Source organism: Streptomyces crystallinus (genome assembly GCF_039521265.1).
In the GTDB taxonomy this organism is placed as follows: Bacteria; Actinomycetota; Actinomycetes; order Streptomycetales; family Streptomycetaceae; genus Streptomyces; species Streptomyces crystallinus.
Window position 1 is genome coordinate 137,588 of record NZ_BAAACA010000034.1, and the last position, 18,222, is coordinate 155,809.

The following is an 18,222-nucleotide window of genomic DNA, read 5'->3' on the forward strand; positions in this document are numbered from 1 at the left end:
GCGTTGGCCTGCGTCCGTGCGCCGTTTGACCCTGTCGCGATCTCCTCGTACGCCCATTCCTTGTACAGGCGCACCCCGTGGGCATCGGTGATGACTATGACCACGCCGGGGAACTCCTCGGAGACGGGTTCCAGTTCATAGGTGGCGTCTCGCAGGAGAGATTCGGTGAGGTATGCCGGTGAGCCTTTCGGTCAGGGCGAGGACCGCCGATTTCCGGTCGATATCCGGCGCGCTCTCATCGCGCTCTCCTTCGGCAGTCAGGGGAAGCCCGACCCAGAGGACCTCGGCGAAGTGCTGACAGCGGTGTTCAGCGCACCGGAGAAGGTGTCTTCGCAAGGACGCCGACGCCGTGCACGCGCATCGACTGGGTCCGGGCGAGAGGACTGATGCCCAGGGAGGCGGCGATCACGGGGGCCATGTCGAACGCCCGCCACTTCCACTTCTCCTCGGCCTCGGCGTTGCGCTCGTTCTCGGTCCAAGTCGGCGGCAGGCCCATACGCTGCCGCTCGACCCGTTCCTGCGCAAGGGGCTGTCCCAGTGTGAGGAGCCCGTCGTCGATCTCGCCGGTTTCGCAGTAGCGCCGCACCACCACCCCGTGCTCTGCGATCAGCCAGGCCGAGCCGTCGTTCTGCGTGCCGTAGTAGTACGCCTGAGCCACTCCGTAGCGGGAACTGAGGTCAGCACACAGACGCAGGACCTCGTCACTTCTGTCGGTGTTGCTCGGATCGCACCACGGTCCGATCACCAAAGTCCATCCCTCGATCTCAGGACTCACGTATACCCGGGCCAGTCCATCCGGACTGAGCTCAGATTCCCTGTGGCCTTCTTCATCGATGGCAGCCTCGGCCTCGGCGAACGTCACGGGGACGGGCCGGGTAAGGCCCAGCGACGCTAGGACTCTCGCTTGGTCCCCGGTCGGTACGGCAATCCAGTAGAGCCAGCACGTCGACAGCGGTCTGGGCTGGTTACCCCTCACGATAGTCACGACCACAGCCTGCCACCCCCAAGTTCGCTGCTCGCGCCGGACGTTAAACGACCACTTTACGGATTCCAATACGTCGGCAGTGAGGCGAGAAACAGTGCGCCGCCCCCAAGGAGAACGAGCTGCACCGCCGCCGTCACCCAGCACCGCAAGAGGAGACTCAGCAGCGTGGTTCCCGCGCCCGCCCAGGCGGTGAACTCCACCACGTCTGCTTGGTATGAAGCGGCAGTCGAGTCCATGGGCCCGGGATAGCCCATCCAGTCGGCCGTCCAGACGCCGTCTCCACCCATGAGACAGAGGCAGATGAGCAGCAGGTTCAGCAATGCCGCGAACGACGCGGCGGCGAAGTCACGATCGCGGTGCTCTTCAGTGCGTTGCCACATGCAGGGAAAGACACCCGGTAGAGGAAGGGCGGTTGCGGTAGCGGTCGACGGATCGTCGGCGGAGGCGAACGCGTCTCACGCCTTCAACCAACGCCTGTCCCGCCTTGATGCGATCATCGCGCGGTACGCGGTGTTGCTGGTCGCGCTGTACTGGCGCACGTACCTGCCGAGCCAGCGCGCCTCGTCGTTCGGGATATCGAGGTACGCGGCAGACCGGCGCCTCATTCTCCCCCGCCCGACCACAGCCAGCGACATCCTGAAGGCCGTCCTGAAGCCACCGAGGGAATCTGTTGGCTCCTCGACCAGGCCACCGTAGGAAGCGCGCCAATTTGAGCCGTCGACCCCAATGCGGTCTGAACCGCCCATGCGGGCCCTACGCACGCTGCGTACCGGGACCGCGTGCTCCTGCCAACCAAGTCCCAGCTGGATGACGCAGCTACACGTTCGGCCGACAGCCTGCTGGGCAGCCTGCTGGGGGCTTTGCGAGCACTCCATATACGGTCTGAGGAAGAACCTCGGGAAATCGGGCGATAGACATATTCGCGCTGGTCAGGCGTGGTTCGTGCACGTACTCTTCGGACTTCGCTACGGTCACCCTGGGGCCGGTCACGCGGTGTTGACCCGCCCCAGTGGGCCCTGCCGACGTGCCATCCGCGGTACGCCCGGGAGAAGCCAGGCGGTACTCCCTTGCTTTCCCCCGGAGGCGGAATGGCTCGAGCTGTCTGCCAGTCAGTCGTTATCGAGAGCACCGGGTGGATTCTCGGACTTCAATCCCCCGGGCACGCAGGGTGTTTCATGCAGCGGATGTCGCCCGGCCGCCACAGCGCGCACCGGCTCGGACGCGGGGCCCAGGACAGCGATCAGGCCGGGGCCTGCGTGCTCGGCGAGGGCGTCGGCGGGCAGCAACGGCGGACCGGCCGTGTCCGCGGCCGCCGTGTCCGCGGCCGACACCAGACGGCACAGCCGCGCCCACCCCAGTGCGTTCTGGGCGCGGCAGGTGACCCGAACGCGCGGCTCGAGCACGTGGGCACCGCCCCGGAGGGGCGTGCGGCGCCGCGGCCCGGCCTCCGCCGGGGCATACGCGGTGACAGCCAGATCGACGCCGAGAAGGGGCCGCACCCCGTGGGCGGCGCAGGCCTTTACGAAGCGGACCGTGCCGGTGACGCAGTCCCGGTCCGTCGGCGCCAGAGCGCCCATGCCGCGCGCGGGAAGAACTCACCCATGGGCAACATCCGCCGATCTTCGCAGCCCACGAGCCAGCCATGGGACCGGCCAGTCTGCACGGCCATCAGGTACGGCGAGGCGTTCTGCTTCTCGGCATTGGTCAAGATCACTTGTCAATCGATCAAGATGGCGTGTCAGAGGACAGCTGTTGTTGTCCTCCGACAGGCGATCGTGACCGTTTGCCACTTGATCTTGACCAATGCCAGGTTTCTGTCACTTGATCTTGACCGGTGGGAGCTGGTGCGTGAGCACGTGGAGGCGCCGTGCCGATGGGCGGCTCCACAAGGGAAAACGCTTCACGGCGAATTGGTTGGATGTGCCAAGATCCTCTGCCGTGAAGACCTGGGGCTAACTGACTCTCACCGAGCAAGTGCTAGGCCGTTTCGTCTGGATCAAGTAGTGGAGGCCGAATAGATGGACAAGGAAGGTGCGTCTGACTGCAGGTTGATCTCGCCCCAGTCACCCACGATCTTGTAGCCGGCATCGAGCCTGGCAAGGGAGTCAACTGATCCGAAGTCGGCACTGCCACTCGCGTCGATCGCAGGCTTGATGACGCTCTGGCCCGTCCAGTGCAGGTCACGTACGGACGAGAAGACGACCGTGGCCGGTCGGAAGCAGGCACGTTCCCCCGGTAGCGGGGTCCCGTATAGGGGGTGCCCGGGCAAGAGCAGCAGATCGAGTTCGAGGGTCAGAACACCAGGGTGGACCGTGATGTCGAGTACGTAGCTGTCCTCCAGACTGACGTTCTCGAACCCCGGAAAGCTCGGGTAGTTGTGGTGCATGGCTCACTCCTCGGACCGGCTGCAAACTGCTGATCATGACCCTGCCCAGAGGAAGATGCCAGCGATATACAGCCCGGCCAGGTAAATGGTGGCGGTCTTCTCGTAGCGGGTGGCGATGCCTCGCCACTGCTTCAGGCGGCTGATGCACCACTCGACGGTGTTGCGTTGTTTGTAGGTCTCCCGGTCGAACGCCGGTGGCCTGCCGCCCCTACTGCCGCGACGCAGCCGGTGGCGTCGCTGGTCGGCCGGGGCTGGGATCACCGCTCGGATGCCGCGCCTGCGTAGGTGCTCGCGGATCGCACGTGAGGAGTACGCCTTATCAGCCAGCGCCACGTCCGGCCTCGTCCGAGGCCGTCCACGGCGCAGGGGAACACGCAGGCTGGCCATAACGTCGGTGAATGCGGGCGCGTCGCCGGCCTGTCCGGCGGTGAGAACGAAGGCGAGAGGCCGGCAGCGTCCATCGGCCGCGAGGTGGATCTTCGTACTCAGCCCGCCACGGGGCCGGCCGATGGCGTGGTCGTCCGGCTCGCCGACCAGGGCCCCTTTTTGCGCGCCCCGGTCGCATGCTGATGAGCCCGTACGATCGTAGAGTCGACCGAGACCGCCCCATTCAAGTTCTCGTCGGCGTCCGCCTGCGCCATGAGTACTGTGAACACCCTTTCCCAGGTGCCGTCAATGACCCACATCCGCAACCGGTTGTAGACGCCCCGCCAGTTGCCGTACTTCGCCGGCGGGTGCACCCACTGCGTTCCGGTCTGGAACTTGAACGCGATCGCATTTATCACCTGCCGGTGGTCGCGCCACCGGCCACCCCGCTTCGGCGTCCGGTTTGGGAGCAACGGCTCGATCCGCGTCCACTGCGCATCTGATAACGGCACACCCGGACCAACGACTGACTGAGCTAAACGAAACTGCCTAGTCCGCCGCGCCGTCGGCGGGACAAACCCTCGTGGCACCGTGCAGCACGTTGCGGCGGTGCTCCGCTGGGTAGGCTCGCCCGAGGCCTCGAGGTGGCGCGATGCCTCGCCCGAGGAGCAGGCGGCGCGGGTACCGGAGTTGGCGTTGGCGGCGCTTCGGCTTGTCTCGGGCGGGTGGTTGACGCTGCGTCGGGCGGTCGGGACCGCGTTCGTCCAGGAGGACAGCCCGGAGGTGGTGGGCGCGGAGCTGGAGCAGGTGGTGGCCGACCCGGCGACCTGGCCCTGGATGCCGGACGGCGGGCCCAATGTGTCGGCCTTCTCACTGCGGGTGACCGAGGCGGGGGGGCGGCGTTGGGAGACCGCCGCGTACGCTCCGCATGCCCCGCCCACCACCCACCAGCTGGACCTGTCGGAGAACGAGGCCCGGTTCCGGGTGTGTGCCATGGAATTGAGCGGCTGGCTGCCCGGACCGTTCGGGATCCTCAGCGATCTGCCGCCCGGGCTGGCGGGCGAGGAACTACGGGCGTACGTGGCGGAGGACCTCGCTCCGCCAGCGCCCTGGGCCCGATCACGCCGATACTGACGGCTGGGTGGAATCCCTGGCACTCGCCGACCACGCCCACCGCTGGGCCAGAACCGTCACAAGGGTCACGGGCACGGCCGTCGAGTCCCTGGCCTCGGCGGCTTTGAGCCCGTACCCAAAAGTGCGGGGAGTGACCGACAACTGGTGGAGGGGCGAGGACTCCCTCATCGCCGTGCACCGGAGGGAGGCCGTTGGCTTTGACGCCCCCCAATGCCTCCAAGACCATGTCTGCGGCGGCCTCGACGAGTGGGGCCTCCACGGCGGTTGACCCATAGGGCTGGATCTGAGCACGTACTTGGCCAAAAGGGCCAGCTATCGTCCTCGGTCACAGGAGCCGCTGTGGCCGAACACGCTATGCGGCCTGGATGGGCAACTTCGATGCTCAGAGCCCCGCTCGACCGGCGGATACGACGGGCTTCGTCTCAGGGGGTGACGCCTAGTTGGAGTCCTCGCGGGCCTCATACCCTTCGAGGCCGGCACAGAGCAGGGAGGGGACAAGTGCCGCCAGGTACCAGGCGAGGTCGGTGAACTGCGGCGCGTCCGGGATGCTCCGGCGGTGGATGGTGGGAGAGAAAGAGACTTCCCTGCGCTGCGCGGAGAACATGAGCATGCCGCCGGTCCCGCCCTGAGGGTGGTAAATGTTCAGCGCCACGGTGTAGGGCAGATTCGCCGCCGAGTCCAGCTCCGCGAGCACGGCATCCAGGCAGTCGGGGGTGCTGTCGTACCACTCGTGCATGTCGTCTGCGTCGTTGATCATGTACGAGATGTAGCCGGGGCTTTCCTCAGCGGACCAGCCGGCCTGGGTCAGCAGCTCCAGCAAGCCGCGCACGGTGGCCGGTCGCTGGAAAGTGAAGTCGATGTCTGCTTGTCGGTTACCCACGTGCGTCTCCGGGAGCTTTAGCGGTCGCGTCGCATACTCGCCGCTACGCAACGCTCCGTCGACCCGATTTCCCTGGAACCGCTGCTCCAGCGGGTGGAGTGGCCCGACGCAGTGCACTGCACCGAGCCTGAGCATCGGTCGGTTCCTCGATCGGGCCGCTGGGTCGATTCTGAGCATCAGATATGTCCACCAGGCTGCATAACGCGCTGCGCCACATCTGGCACAGTGCCATCGTGGACATTGATTCCTTCTGGACGCTGATCGATGAGTCGCGGCAGCAGGCCCGAAGCCAGGACGATCGCCTTGTGTGGCTGCGCGGTGAGCTGTCGCACAGGCCTGTAGCAGAGATCGTTCAGTTCCAGGCCCTCCTGGACGACGTGACGGACGAGGCGTTCACCTGGGACCTGTGGGCGGCAGCAGAGCGGATCCTCGGCTGGTGCTCGGACGACGGGTTCTGCTACTTCGGCCTGTGGATGGTGGGGCTCGGACGCGAGGCGTTCTCCCGTGCGGTTGCCACCCCCGATGCTCTGTCCGCCAGCCCAGAGGTCCAGCACCTGGCATGCCAGCCGAGGGAGAAGTGGAGCGAGCAGTGGCCCGAATGGGAGGCTCTCGACTACGTCGCGCAGGAGGCCTACGGCATAGCGACCGGCAGCAACGACGACTGCGCGCAGGCGTTCTACGCGGCCCTGAAAACCGCACGCAGGGCCACGGGGCCCCGGGCGAATCCACTGGGCGCCTACTGGGACGCGCGACGAGAAGACCTGGCAGCTGACAAGCTTCCGCGACTGAGCTCCCTCTTCCCCGTGCGGCCTGCCATATAAGGTCCTGGCACGATGCGCCTGCCGGGCCCCTCAGCGCGCAGCCCGGGCCGTCTCGGCGTAGAAGTGGCGTTGTGGTGCTCACCCCTCCGATCGAGCCGATCCTCGCCGAAGCCCGGGGGAACTGCCGCCGGACGGCACACTGCCCGGCACCTTGCAGTTCGAGCAGAAGCCGGACGGTTTCCGCGCCCTGGTCTTTGCGCGCGCCGGCCTGGTCCGGGTGCATTCACGCCAGGGCACCGATCTGACTCCCGCCTTCCCCGACATCGTCCAAGCGGCCGCGCAGCTGTGCGAGGAGCTGGTCCTGGACGAGGAGCTGGTCGTGGCCCAGGAGGGGCGGCCGCACTTCGCCGAGCTGCAACGCCGTGCCCGGCGCCGGGCCGCAGCGCAGTCGAGGCTGCCGCCCAGTACCCCGCCTTCCTGATCGTCTTCGACATCCTGGAAGGCGGCGGCAATGCCGTCACCGGACGGCCGGATCGCGAGCGCCGGGCGCACGGCGGTTTGGTCGTGCATGCGGCCCGGCCGGACCGCGCCGCTGAACAGGGTGCGACCCTGCGGGTCACTGAAGGTAGTGGTCTTGAGGGTGTTCTGCTTCTTCTTGCCGGAGACGAATGCCTTGCTGCCGGGGCGGTGGGCGCGTGAGCGGCAAACCTGCACTTCGGTGCCGTCCATGCGCAGGTCAACGCCCTCCGCGTCGGCGTAGGCGAACAGATCCTCCAGCGTCCGCAGCCGCACCCCTGGCCGGTCCGGGATGGCGAAGCCGCGGGCTGCCAGCAGGGGGCAGGCCTCGCGGATCGCTCTGGAGACGGCGGAGCGGTCCACTGCGTACAACTCGGCCAGAGCGGCGTGCGGGATCCCAAGTCGCAGGTGGACCAGTGTGACCAGGAGCCGGTCCACGAAGACCAGGCGCTGCTTGGGCTCGTCGCCAGCGCCCGCCTCCGGTCTCCGCCACGCCGCTCGTGTAGCGCCGACTCCCGCGCGGCCCTGCCACCGGGGGCGCGAGATCTTCGAGCAACTCGCCGAAGTGTGCGCGGGACCCCGGACAGGACGGGATGGGAACAGGGCGCACGGGCCCGGGTGAACCTCACAACTCACCCAACCCGTACGGTCGTTCTCCTGTCACGGGTCAGTGGGCCAGCACTCTTGATCGCCTTCTGGCCGGCGCCTAGGCTCTCATGCCCATGGAGATGGGGGAACCAGACCGCGGGCGGCGGTGGCACGACGGACTGATCAGGCGCCGGGTGGCCGCAGGTCTGCTGGCCGGAGCGGGGCTGGTCATTCTGGGCACGGTGTTCGTCATACTGCCGAGTGTGGTGGTCGACCACGATCTCGCCGGGGCGAGCGTCGCCGCGCAGGAGCGGCTGAAGGCGGTGAACGATGTCCGTACGACGCTTGTGCAGGTGGTCGGCGGCTTGGTCGTGCTCTTCGGTGCCTACGCCACCTGGCGGCAACTGCGGGTGAGTCAGGACGGTTTGCGCGCCACCCAGGAGGGCTACGTCACCGACCGATTCAGCCGGGCTGTGGACCAGCTCGGCAGCGACAAGCTGGATGTGCGCATCGGCGGGTTGCACGCGCTGTGGCGGATCGCGGAGCAGTCCGCCCGCGACCGGGAGGCCATCATCTCCATCCAGGCCGCGTATCTGCGTACACACCTGCCCTGGCCACCCGCCGGGCCGGAATCACCGGCGGCAGACGTGCCCATCAACGACATCGCACCCCTGGAGACCCGCGCCGCCGACGCCCAGGTGGCACTGACCGCGCTCGGCGTGCTGTGCCGGCACCGTGAGCAGCCCTGGGTCAATCTCAGCATCACCGACTTGCGCCGGGCCGACTGCGACGGACTATGGTTCCCCGAGGTCAACTTCGATCGCGCCTGCATGGAGGCGGCTGGTCTGTACCACGCCAATCTGACCCAGGCGTCCCTGGTCTCGGTCAACCTGCGGCACGCCGACCTCACGACTGCGATTCTCCGCCGGGCTCGCTGCATCCTGGCCGACCTACGGGCCGCGAAGCTGGTCGAAACCGACTTGCGCGACGCCGACTTCACCGAGACCGACCTGCGCGAGGCCAACCTGCGCAAGGCGGACGCTAACGGCGCCGTCTTCCACCGCGCCGACCTCCGCATGGCCGACTTGCGCGGTACCGACTTGAGCACCGCCAACCTTGTCGAAGCCCACCTGACCGGCGCCCTGGCCAGCGAGCACACCCGCTGGCCCGCTGGCTTCGACCACACGGCCGCCGGAGTCGTCGACACCGACGACCCCGGACCCGAGCCCTCGCCCCTACTCCAGCCGCCGGGGATAACGCGGCAGGCACCGCCGCTGCGATCCACTCCCTGACCAAGACGCGCCGGTCAAGACTGCGGCGACCGCGATCCGCCTGACCAGCATCACTCCTCCTCAGCGGCGTCCTGATGGCGCAGGGGCCCAGGCCACCACGCAGATCCGGGAGCTGATATCGCTCCCAAGGTCGTTAGATGCCGGGCGCCCCCGCGCCTACTCAACGCGCAGACGCTACTCGGCGCGGGGGCGTAGGCAGATGAAGCGGGTGGTGGAGTGACGGCCGGGGGTGCGGCGGACTTCGGCGTGCAGGCTTCCATCCACGGGGCGTTCGAGTTGGCCGCCTGACAGGGAGCGGGCGGGACCCAGGTGGCCGGCAACGGCCGCGCGGCAATCTGGGCGGTCTGCAACGGGTCCCGGCGAGGCGAGGTGGTGACCGCTGCGCCGTCCAGCAGGACGCGCAGGGCCGGGCGCATGACGGCAACCGGAACGGTCAACGGCAACGGCGTAGGCATCAGGCCACGATGCCGCGCCTCCGGCAAGGCTCGGCTGGGGCGCGCCGACGACGGTTCCGGCAATAGCCAGAGCAGATCGGGCGCGCGGCCGTAGCTGGGTGCGCGATACGAGGTGACAACGTGATCATTGCCTCGGTGCGGTCGGGAGGCGCCCGAGGTGGCGAACGACGGGAGGGGATCAGGTGGCGATCCGCTGTGACACGAACGGGGGTGCGTGCCCTGCTGACCTAACGTAGGGCCGACAGGCGGCCGACCCGAACTGGGGGCTTCACACCGAAACGGGCCGGTGCCAGCATCGCCCCTCCCTTGCCGGGGTCTGAGCCCCAGAACCTCCACATCAGCCTCGGGGCCCCGAGCATCTGCACGGTCGGGGTCCCGAGGTCATGCTGCGGAGGCCGAGGATCAGAACAGGGCGTCGGAGTCTTCCGCGTAGGTGACGTTGACGCCCGGGGCGAGGCGTCCGCCGTTGAGGCCGTGGTAGACCCGTACGTCGGCGTAGTCGCCGTTCTTGGCGGCCAGGAGGTCGGGGTGGCCGTCGCGGTCCACGTCGCCGATGCCGATCAGGGTGGTGAAGCTGCGCCAGCCGCCCGTGCCGATCATCATGCGGTTGCCGAAGTTGCCGCGGCCGTTGCCCGGGTACATCCACAGCTTGCCGCCGGTGTCCCGGGCCAGCAGGTCGCCCTTGCCGTCCCCGGTGAGGTCGCCAGCGGCCTGGAGGCGGCTCATGCTGTTCCAGCCGCCCCCGATGAGCCGGCGCTCCCCGAACGAACCGCGGCCGTTGCCCGGGTACATCCAGAGCTTGCCCGCGGTGTCCCTGGCCAGCAGATCCTCGGTGCCGTCGCCGTTGAGGTCGCCGTGGCGGGTCAGAGCCGTCATGGACTTCCAGCCACCACCGATCAGCTTCCCGGTGGAGCCGCCGGGCAGAAACCACAGACGGCCCACGTAACTGCGGTGGAGCAGGTCCGGGCGACCGTCACGGTTCAGGTCACCAAATGCCTGGGCCGGGCCGTTGTCCGGGACCTCGGTGTAGGACCAGTCCACAGGTTCGGCGCGGCCTTCGCACTCCCGCAGGGTGTGAGCCCAGCGCACCGAGCCGAGGTTATTGTCCAGCCGGCTGTCGCTGTCCTGGTAGTCGGACAGATTGAGCCCGCCGCTCCCGTGAATGCTCACCACCACAGCGTGGGAGCCAAGGGCTTCATAGTCGGTCCGGCTGTAAAGGCAGGCCTCCCCGTAGCCGGTGCGATTGATCACCGAGGACGCCCGGGAACGCCAGGAGCCGAGGTTGGACTGCGGCGCCGTGTAGGTAACCATCGCACCCTGGCCGTCGGCACCGTCGAAGACGCAGAACCGGCCCTGGGGACAGCGGTCGAAACCTGACGCGGCCTGAGCCGGGACCACCGAGGTCGCGGCAAGACCCAACGCGGCAGCCACCGACACCAGGGCAGCACGCAGCGACATACGCATAAAAGGGTTCCCCCCTCAAGGAACGACACCTGCGCACACGTACGCGCAGGAGGAATCACACCTTATGCCGACCACCTCGAACGTTCCGCTCCGGTACCCCCCTCCCCCGGCTACGCGCGCACGGGCGGGCGCAGCAGCGTGCGGTCCGCGCCGGACACCGGGGCCGCTCGCGCCGGTGGCCGGCTCGAGCAGGCCACACCGCCCCCTTGCCGGCATACGCCGGATTCCGGTGTGACCCTCCGCCTGGCCAGAGGGTCGGCTTACTGGCCCTGACAAAGCATCTGGACGTGGCGGTGGTTGATCAGGCAGACGGGGAGTCCGAGAAAGGCCTCGTGGATGTCATCACATCGTTCCCAGCGGATGCGGAGGCGGCGGAAGCCGTGCAGCCAGGAGATCGTGCGCTCGACGACCCAGCGGAACGTGGCCAGGCCGGTGCCGTGCGGTGCGCCCCGTACGCGAGCGCCAGCGTCTCCTGGCCCTGGCCCGCGCGCCGGCCCCGGGGCGGACAGCCAGCGGTTGCGCAGCACGATGTGCCCCGATCAGGAGGCATCGGGGCACATCTGGTCTTGGGTGTCGGCTCTGTGTCTACCTCACCTGGACGGCGCCCCACCGGACGGGCTTCACCAACGATGATCCGTACGAGGAGCAGCAGGCGTAGGAGGTCGTGCCGGGGTAGGCCGCCTGGCCTTGGGCCCTACTGCCGTTCTTGCACACGGCCCAGCCGACGAAGGTGCCGCCCCAGCACTTGATTCCGGCGGTGTTGGCGTCGTTCCAGTCCAGGCGGCAGTCGTGGAGGCTGCTCTTCCCGGATTCGCCGGCAGCCGCGGTGGTCGCGGTGGTGGCTGCCGTTCCCGCGAGCATGGCGATGGCGAATGCTGTGGCGATGACGCGCCTCATAGGCTGTGTCCTTTCGGTTGGTTGCTGCGCTATTTCCACTCTTTGTCCCCGGAGTGGAAGGAGGAGCCGATGCGGGTGCAGTAGGCGTACGACCACTTCCAGGACGTGCCACTGCGCCAGTCGCCTTTGGTGATCCGGCCGTTGTTGCAGAGGGCGACCGCGCGGTAGCTGTGTTCGGGGAAGCCGCCGCAGGCCACACCCCAGGTGTTGTCGTCGTGCCAGGTCTGGCAGGCACCGCCGAGCGTCGCCGGGCTCTGGCCTTCGCCCCGTCGCTGGGCCGGCCAAGGCCGGCCCAGCGACGGGGCATCATCTGCTCAGGTCAGGCAGGCGAGGTAGCGAAGCCTCGCAACGTCAGGCCGCGACCAGACCCGTCTTATGGGCCCCGGTGTTGGTGAACCTGAAGTAGAAGTAGGCCCCGTCAGGGACGCGTTTCTTCAGAACGGTCCAACGGCCGGATCGGACTGTGCCGTAGCCCGTGCAGTCTTCCCTGCTGGGATCACGGTCCTTTAGCACACACACCTTCATCTCGGTGTCGTTGTCCGGCATGACCTGGATGTCCGCACACCGGTTGGTCGCCACGTAGTAGCCGGGGCCCGTGGGCGCGTATCCCCATCCGGATGGCTTGTCGTACCTCCATGCCCCGTCGTAACAGGACACTGCGGCAGCAGGCCGGGCTGCGTCGTGCGGCGCCGGTGCCGCCTGCGCACCGGGCGCCATCACACTCGCCCCCGCCCCCAGTGTCACCGCGGCAGCCGCCAGGGTGAACGTCCTGCCCCGCTTCGCCCGCGGAGTCCGCCCGCCACTCATGCCGTCCTTCGGGCGCATACCTGTCTGCATCCTATTCTCCTCACTTCGGCCAGGGCCTCATGCCCTGACTGACGTGGGCAACCCCGCCGCGCCGCACCCAGGGTGCGCGGCTGGCGACCGTGCCAGCGGCACCTCCTGCGCGGCTCTTGCGCCGTCCGGTTCGACGGCCTGAGCGGAGCGCCAGTCGCCGAGTCCAGGAGGCTGGGCGTCGTTCTCCAGCCCATTCCCAGGCCGGAGAACCACCCCGAGCCCCTGTCTGTCCTCGACCATTCCGGTCCAGCTCCCTCTGTGCGCCAGCGAGAGCAGCCGGTGCAAATGAGACTGCCGCGACCGGATTCTGGTCGCTATGGTCTTCGTCCACGGCCAAAAGGGTCCGGGCACAGAACAATCGGTTGCATGTTGCGGTTTCACTTCACCGAGGCGGACCTGCGCCGGGTCACCCTCGCTCCGGTTCCCAACGCCTTGCTGGAAGTCGCCCTCAGCGTGCGCTACCTCCGCACCCGCCCTACCGACAGGAAGTGGCCGCGCCCCGAGCTGCAGTCCTGGCGGCAAATGATCGCCGGCGGGCTGCGTCCCCGGGCAGGAGTGCTCCCGCACCTGGACCCGCCACACGGCGGCATCTTCGACTTCTTCCACCACCCCTTCGAACCCGGCCTGCGTACCGGTATCGACCTGCTCCACCAGACACCGGTCCAGGAACTCTCGGACGAGATCGCCCTGCTGCCCGAACCGATCCGCAGCCTCCCTGCGTTGCGGGAGCTGTCCGACGGCACCGGCCGCAGCCGCAACAGCCTCGCGCATGACACCCGGCGCTTTTTCGCCTCCTCGCTGGCACCGCTGTGGACGCAGGTCCAGGCCGGCGCCGTGGCCGACCGGGCCCTGCGGGCCGAGACCCTGCTCCGCGGTGGCACCGACGCCCTGCTCGCCACACTCGTTCCGCACTGGCGGTGGCAGCCGCCGACCCTGCACGTTCCCGCACCGGGCGCCCCGCGTGACGTGCACCTGGACGGGCAGGGCTTGATGCTGGTCCCCGCTTACTTCCTCCAGAAGCCGATGTTCGGGAGGCGCCCCGGCGGGCCCATGGAACTGCTCTACCCCCTGCATGCCGGCGAGCCGCCCACGCACGCCGCCGACGCTCTCGGGCCGCTTCTCGGGCGTACCCGAGCCACCGTCCTGGCCGCCTTGCGGCACCCCTACAGCACCACCGAGGTCGCCGACCGCGTGGGCATCTCCCTCCCCACAGCCAGCCAGCACACCACCATCCTGCGCAACGCCGGACTCATCGCCACCACCCGCACCGGCATGGCCGTCCAACACACCCTCACCCCATTGGGAGAAGCCCTCCTGCACAACGACACCACCCGGCACTGAGCAGGCGGCCGTCCAGCAGAGGCACGGTCTTGGGCGTACGCCACTGAAACCGCCGGCTCATCGAGGGCCGCCAGGCAGCTGCGGCGAGCGCGGCAAGGCGCCGGGTGAAGCTCCTTCTCGGCGTATGCAAGGATCCGACCGAGCTGTCCGGAGTCCCCAACCAGGTCGTCGCGGAAGCCGTCGACAGTGTCTTCGGCTTCGGCCGGTTCGACGGCATCGACAGCCCCTTCGACTAGGCCAACTCCGGCACCTGCTACCACGACGACAAGACCCTGTCGGGGGCCCGCGGAGGGGTGAGGAGCGGGAGGCGGGGGGCCGGAGGGTGCGCCTACGGTGACCTCAGTGGACCGCGTACGGCCCAGGGCGCGCGGGATGTCGCACATTACGTGCGTAGGTCGGAGCCTTGGTGTGCCCAGCAGGCCGGAAATCCTCTTGGGGGCGGAGCTGGTCTCTCCGTAGGATCCACGGGTGATCAGGCAGTTTTTCCGCCCGCCCCGGCGCCGACTTGTCGCGCTGACCGTCCTGGCCGCCGCCGTTGTCGCCGTCGGCTGGTACGCCGTCCAGCCGGTCCATCCAGCGTGCACGGTCTACTCGGGGTCCTACGTACCTCTCACCGCCTCGGCGGCAGAAACAGACTCCGCATCGCTGCATGCGTACGAGGAGGCTCTGGCCGAAGGGGCATGTGAGCCATCGCATGCGCGCTTCCATGACTGGATTGACTGACCTCAGGCGCTGACCCCCAGACTTCGGTGAGAATCGCTCAGGGTGGAATGCTTCAGGTCAATCGGGTGCTCCGCTGAGAGGACCAGGCTGGGTCCCTGCCCCTCAGGCTCCGCCGCATGCGGCGCTGCACCCCCACCCCGGACCGAGATCAGACGATCGCAGGGATGCCTGCTGCCTTCATCGGTGCCCGGTACCGAGGGACGTCCTCGCTCTCGAAGGCATCCTCGTCCGCGTACCGCCCGCAGACCAGCAGGGCGTGCGGACGGTCGGAGCGCAAGCCCCTCCACAGACGGGAGTTGGCTACCCCGAGCGGCCGCCCGTTCTCCCACGGCTGGAGTGGTGGTTGAAGCCGTCCTGGCCTCGGACGAACCTCACATACTCCTGCTCCGGGCAGTGCCGGGTACGCCGTTGGCGGACCGTTCCGGGCTGGCGGTCATCGCCGCGGTCGAGGGCGGGCCGCCCCTCATGAGGTGGCCTCGCGCGGCTTGCCCAGAGCGTCCGGGGCCCGGTGGTAGTCTCGACGGCCGCCCCCATGCGCCCCGACGTTGTGGCGGAGTTCGTCGGGGACACCGCTGTCGCCGCAAGCCGCTTTCGACACTCCGTGCCCCCAGCTTGCGCCGGTCGGCGGGAGCCAAGGGAGTCGTGCGGGCGATCAGCCGGAGATGCCCACCCGTGTCATAGCGACCCAGCAGCAGGCTTCGAGCACGAGCTGGCGTACGCCCTCCTGCACCAGATCTTCAGCTTCAACATATCGACCGGATCGTGCAGACGTACCGCAAGACCGGCGTGGACTACGGCTACTTCGCCTCCCCGGCGGACGACCAGGACCAGCGCCAAAAAGCCCTCATCGCCCTCCACGTCACATGACCGCCATCGCCCTGCCCTGACCGGACGCCGCCGGTGAATTCAGGCCCTTGTATGACGTTGACTCCCCAGCTCTGGGCGTAATCTGTTCGACTTTCGTGGGTACGGTGGCGCGCAGTCGACTATGGGGAGTTAACGATGAGGTGGCGTGTACGGGTGGCCGTGGCCCTGGTGGGGCTGTCCACGGCCCTGGTTGCTGGGTGCAGTGATTCCGCCGACGAGGGGCGTTCGGCCCGGCCTTCGGGCACAACAGCCTCGCCGCTGGGGGAGGCGGTCTCCGCGAAGGCGCAGGCAGCGGAGAAGCTCAAACTCGCTCTGGAGGAAAGCATCTCCGCGGGTGAACAACGGTTCGGCTCGGGGACGAATTCTCCGTGCGCCACGTCATCGCCGTTGATGTTCACGGCGAAGTGCAAGGCGGCGGCCGGTGCCGTCTCCCAGGTCGCCGACCAGGCGACGACGGAGATCAACGGGCGGCCGGGATTTGCGACACTGGCTTCCGTCGCGCGAAAGATCAAGAACGCCAATCACACATACAACCAGCTGGGCTGTGCCACCGCCCCGACGGCACCGCAGACCCGACACGCCTGCCTGGCCCCGGCCGCGGTGGTCGCGCAGGGCTTCGACGATCTCCGGGACGGGGCCAACCTGGCCCTGGCAGGCAAGTGAGCCCGACACAAGACCACCACTGGTCGTCGCACCACCCCCGACTGCTCACCAGGCTGCCGCCCCCACGGCCAGGCGGCAGGGCTGCAATCCGCAGCGCCCGCCCTGCCGGTCGCCATGAATGCCCTCTCCAACGCAGCGCTGCAGGTCTTCAGAATGGCAGCTCTGGCGGTCTTCGGCCCCCGCCTTGCGCTCCACCACCTCACCCAACAGCGCGTCTTCGACTAGGCGTTGAACTCTGACGGCGGACCTGCTCCGCCAGCTGAGGAGCCGCCGGCCAGTCTCGGGCATGAGCACCCGGCGCCATCGCTTGAACGTGTTCAAGTAGGGTGGGAGGCGTTCGCCGCCGCCTCGGGGCGCCCCGACCGGGCAGCCGCCGCATGCGGCCTTCACCACCACGGGACACTGCGGACATCACAGACATCGACCATGGGGGGTTGAGTGTTTTACCGGATTCGTACGCGAGTGCGCAGGTGCGCGCGGATAGCACTGCTGAGTGCGGCCATGGCCGGCCTGCTGGCCGCCGGGACCGGGGGGGTACCGGCGGCTGCGGCCGCGCCCCAACCACCGCCGCAGTACCGGCTGATCTACCGGGAGGCGGTGTACGTCGACAGCTATCTGGAGTACACGCTGGTGACGGCCAATGCGGACGGCACCGGACGCACGGTGATCGAGCCGAGCGGCCCCGGGCTGCCCGCCACGCGCGACATCGAGAGTCCGGTGTACTCGCCGGACGGCAAGCACCTCGCGTTCATCGTCAATGACGGATACGGGGATGTCTGGGTCGCCGACCCGGACGGCTCGCACGCCCGGCCGGTGGCAATGGATGTGCAGGACCCCGATGGCTGGGTCACCAACCTGGCCTGGGGGCCGCGCAGTGACATGCTGTACCTCGGCTTCCAGCTCAAGCCCGGCCACGACCGGCTGCGCCTGCAGCAGGTCAACCTCGACGGCAGCGGCCTGCATTACGTTTTTCAGGACCGGGTGAACGTCTATGACACCCAGCCCTCCGTCGCCCCCGACGGAACCCTCGCCTTCCTGAGCGGCAGCCGGGTCATGCTCTACGACCCGCGCACCGGCGGCGAGCCCACGCGTCTGACCGAGGGATACCAGCCGGCCTTCTCCCCCGACGGGTCGCGCCTCGCGTTCTCCCGCCTCGTCGGCAGCACCGGCTCCCAGCTCTTCGTCCGTGACCTCGCCAGCGGCACCGAGACCCAGCTGACCAGCGAGCCGGGCGACAAGATATACCCGCGCTGGTCACCCGACGGCGAGCAGCTCGCCTTCCTCGACGACCCCACCAACCCGAGGGTCGCCGTCCACTCCGCCCGCACCGCGGGTGGCCCCACCACCATGGTCTCCCGCGCCGACGTGATGGCCGACATCCCGGCCTGGGTGATCCCGCCGCGCCCGCGTCCGACCGGCCCCCTCCACGACTTCACGGGTGACGAACAGGGGGACTTGCTCGCCCGCGACACCACTGGAACCCTCTACCGCTACGACGGGACCGGAACCGGGCAGTTCGCCTCCCGGGTACGGATCGGCGGCGGTTGGAACACCTACAACCAACTCGTGGGCGCCGGGGACCTCAACGGCGACGGCCGCGCCGACCTCCTCGCCCGCGACAGCGGCGGGGTGCTGTACCGCTACGACGGGACCGGAACTGGCCAGTTCACCACGCGTGTCCGCATCGGCGGCGGCTGGAACACCTACAACCAACTCGTGGGCGCCGGGGACCTCAACGGCGACGGCCGCGCCGACCTCCTCGCCCGCGACGGCAGCGGGGTGCTGTACCGCTACGACGGCACCGGAACCGGCCAGTTCACCACGCGTGTCCGCATCGGCGGCGGCTGGAACACCTACAACCAGCTGACCGCCGTCGCCGATGTCACGGGTGACTCGCGCCCCGACGCGGTCGCCCGTGACGCCTCGGGCACGCTGTGGCTCTACCAGGGCACCGGCATCGCCAACGCCCCGTTCAAGACCCGCGTCAAGATCGGCAGCGGCTGGAACACCTACAACACCCTTTTCTAGGGCGCTGCGCCACACCCCGCGGTGGGGCCGGCCCGGTCC

At 68.5% G+C, this 18,222-nt stretch carries 19 protein-coding genes and 3 pseudogenes; 8 read left to right on the top strand and 14 right to left on the bottom strand.

Going from position 1 to position 18,222, the window contains the following annotated elements:
• Positions 1-135 precede the first annotated feature (135 nt).
• From ABD236_RS23485 to ABD236_RS23510, 6 genes are all read right to left on the bottom strand, one after another.
• A complete protein-coding gene (locus ABD236_RS23485) occupies positions 136-336 on the bottom strand; it encodes a DUF6461 domain-containing protein (protein ID WP_344076410.1) in 201 nt (66 codons plus the stop codon).
• Complete coding sequence (locus tag ABD236_RS23490) at positions 308-862, bottom strand: hypothetical protein (RefSeq protein WP_344076412.1); 555 nt, start codon at positions 860-862, stop codon at positions 308-310. The genes ABD236_RS23485 and ABD236_RS23490 overlap by 29 nt, the downstream gene beginning before the upstream one ends.
• 179 nt (positions 863-1,041) lie before the next feature.
• A complete protein-coding gene (locus ABD236_RS23495; protein ID WP_344076414.1) occupies positions 1,042-1,365 on the bottom strand; it encodes a hypothetical protein in 324 nt (107 codons plus the stop codon).
• Between the two features lie 729 nt (positions 1,366-2,094).
• Positions 2,095-2,562, bottom strand: a complete 468-nt coding sequence (locus ABD236_RS23500) for a PHP domain-containing protein (protein ID WP_344076417.1) — start codon at positions 2,560-2,562, stop codon at positions 2,095-2,097.
• 419 nt (positions 2,563-2,981) lie between these two features.
• On the bottom strand, positions 2,982-3,371 hold the full coding sequence (locus ABD236_RS23505) for a hypothetical protein (RefSeq protein WP_344076419.1): 390 nt from the start codon (positions 3,369-3,371) through the stop codon (positions 2,982-2,984).
• A 33-nt stretch (positions 3,372-3,404) separates the two neighbouring features.
• A protein-coding gene (locus tag ABD236_RS23510; RefSeq protein WP_425543930.1) for an IS5 family transposase occupies positions 3,405-4,249 on the bottom strand; the annotation gives its coding sequence in 2 pieces (ribosomal slippage) (positions 3,405-3,905 and positions 3,908-4,249; 843 coding nt in all).
• A 217-nt stretch (positions 4,250-4,466) separates the two neighbouring features.
• Between ABD236_RS23510 and ABD236_RS23515 the strand changes: the two genes are divergently transcribed.
• Positions 4,467-4,871: a hypothetical protein gene (locus tag ABD236_RS23515; protein ID WP_344076424.1), complete on the top strand. Its 405-nt coding sequence runs from the start codon at positions 4,467-4,469 to the stop codon at positions 4,869-4,871.
• A 436-nt stretch (positions 4,872-5,307) separates the two neighbouring features.
• Here the strand turns inward: ABD236_RS23515 and ABD236_RS23520 are convergent, their stop codons facing one another.
• Positions 5,308-5,886, bottom strand: a complete 579-nt coding sequence (locus ABD236_RS23520; RefSeq protein ID WP_344076426.1) for a hypothetical protein — start codon at positions 5,884-5,886, stop codon at positions 5,308-5,310.
• A 98-nt stretch (positions 5,887-5,984) separates the two neighbouring features.
• Between ABD236_RS23520 and ABD236_RS23525 the strand changes: the two genes are divergently transcribed.
• Positions 5,985-6,572 (top strand): DUF4240 domain-containing protein, encoded by a 588-nt coding sequence (locus ABD236_RS23525; RefSeq protein WP_344076428.1) that lies wholly within the window; start codon positions 5,985-5,987, stop codon positions 6,570-6,572.
• Positions 6,573-6,723: 151 nt separating this feature from the next.
• A complete protein-coding gene (locus ABD236_RS23530; RefSeq protein ID WP_344076430.1) occupies positions 6,724-6,993 on the top strand; it encodes an ATP-dependent DNA ligase in 270 nt (89 codons plus the stop codon).
• A 125-nt stretch (positions 6,994-7,118) separates the two neighbouring features.
• Here ABD236_RS23530 and ABD236_RS23535 read toward each other — a convergent pair.
• A pseudogene (locus ABD236_RS23535) lies at positions 7,119-7,664 on the bottom strand (helix-turn-helix domain-containing protein); the annotation flags it as partial.
• A gap of 86 nt (positions 7,665-7,750) precedes the next feature.
• Here ABD236_RS23535 and ABD236_RS23540 point away from each other — a divergent pair.
• Complete coding sequence (locus ABD236_RS23540) at positions 7,751-8,908, top strand: pentapeptide repeat-containing protein (RefSeq protein WP_344076432.1); 1,158 nt, start codon at positions 7,751-7,753, stop codon at positions 8,906-8,908.
• A gap of 857 nt (positions 8,909-9,765) precedes the next feature.
• Here the strand turns inward: ABD236_RS23540 and ABD236_RS23545 are convergent.
• The 5 genes and pseudogenes from ABD236_RS23545 to ABD236_RS23560 form a co-directional block, all read right to left on the bottom strand.
• Positions 9,766-10,533, bottom strand: coding sequence for an FG-GAP repeat domain-containing protein (locus tag ABD236_RS23545; protein WP_344076434.1), 768 nt, complete (start codon positions 10,531-10,533; stop codon positions 9,766-9,768).
• A gap of 27 nt (positions 10,534-10,560) precedes the next feature.
• Positions 10,561-10,827, bottom strand: a pseudogene (locus ABD236_RS35050) (peptidase inhibitor family I36 protein); the annotation flags it as partial.
• 260 nt (positions 10,828-11,087) lie between these two features.
• A pseudogene (locus tag ABD236_RS23550) lies at positions 11,088-11,279 on the bottom strand (transposase); the annotation flags it as partial.
• Positions 11,280-11,412: 133 nt separating this feature from the next.
• The gene (locus ABD236_RS23555; protein ID WP_344076436.1) at positions 11,413-11,724 is read right to left on the bottom strand and encodes a hypothetical protein; all 312 of its coding nucleotides are present in this window, start codon (positions 11,722-11,724) and stop codon (positions 11,413-11,415) included.
• A 29-nt stretch (positions 11,725-11,753) separates the two neighbouring features.
• Positions 11,754-11,921, bottom strand: a complete 168-nt coding sequence (locus ABD236_RS23560; protein ID WP_344076438.1) for a hypothetical protein — start codon at positions 11,919-11,921, stop codon at positions 11,754-11,756.
• A 1,006-nt stretch (positions 11,922-12,927) separates the two neighbouring features.
• Between ABD236_RS23560 and ABD236_RS23565 the strand changes: the two genes are divergently transcribed.
• Together ABD236_RS23565 and ABD236_RS23570 are read left to right on the top strand one after the other, a co-directional pair.
• Positions 12,928-13,902, top strand: a complete 975-nt coding sequence (locus ABD236_RS23565; protein ID WP_344076440.1) for an ArsR/SmtB family transcription factor — start codon at positions 12,928-12,930, stop codon at positions 13,900-13,902.
• Positions 13,903-14,006: 104 nt separating this feature from the next.
• Positions 14,007-14,138: a hypothetical protein gene (locus ABD236_RS23570; RefSeq protein ID WP_344076443.1), complete on the top strand. Its 132-nt coding sequence runs from the start codon at positions 14,007-14,009 to the stop codon at positions 14,136-14,138.
• 635 nt (positions 14,139-14,773) lie between these two features.
• Here the strand turns inward: ABD236_RS23570 and ABD236_RS23575 are convergent.
• Positions 14,774-14,902: a hypothetical protein gene (locus ABD236_RS23575; protein WP_344076445.1), complete on the bottom strand. Its 129-nt coding sequence runs from the start codon at positions 14,900-14,902 to the stop codon at positions 14,774-14,776.
• 743 nt (positions 14,903-15,645) lie between these two features.
• On the opposite strand from ABD236_RS23575, the gene ABD236_RS23580 reads away from it, so the two are divergent.
• Both ABD236_RS23580 and ABD236_RS23585 read left to right on the top strand, forming a co-directional pair.
• Positions 15,646-16,155 (top strand): hypothetical protein, encoded by a 510-nt coding sequence (locus ABD236_RS23580; protein ID WP_344076447.1) that lies wholly within the window; start codon positions 15,646-15,648, stop codon positions 16,153-16,155.
• 501 nt (positions 16,156-16,656) lie between these two features.
• Positions 16,657-18,183: an FG-GAP-like repeat-containing protein gene (locus ABD236_RS23585; RefSeq protein ID WP_344076449.1), complete on the top strand. Its 1,527-nt coding sequence runs from the start codon at positions 16,657-16,659 to the stop codon at positions 18,181-18,183.
• The last annotated feature ends 39 nt before the right edge of the window (positions 18,184-18,222 follow it).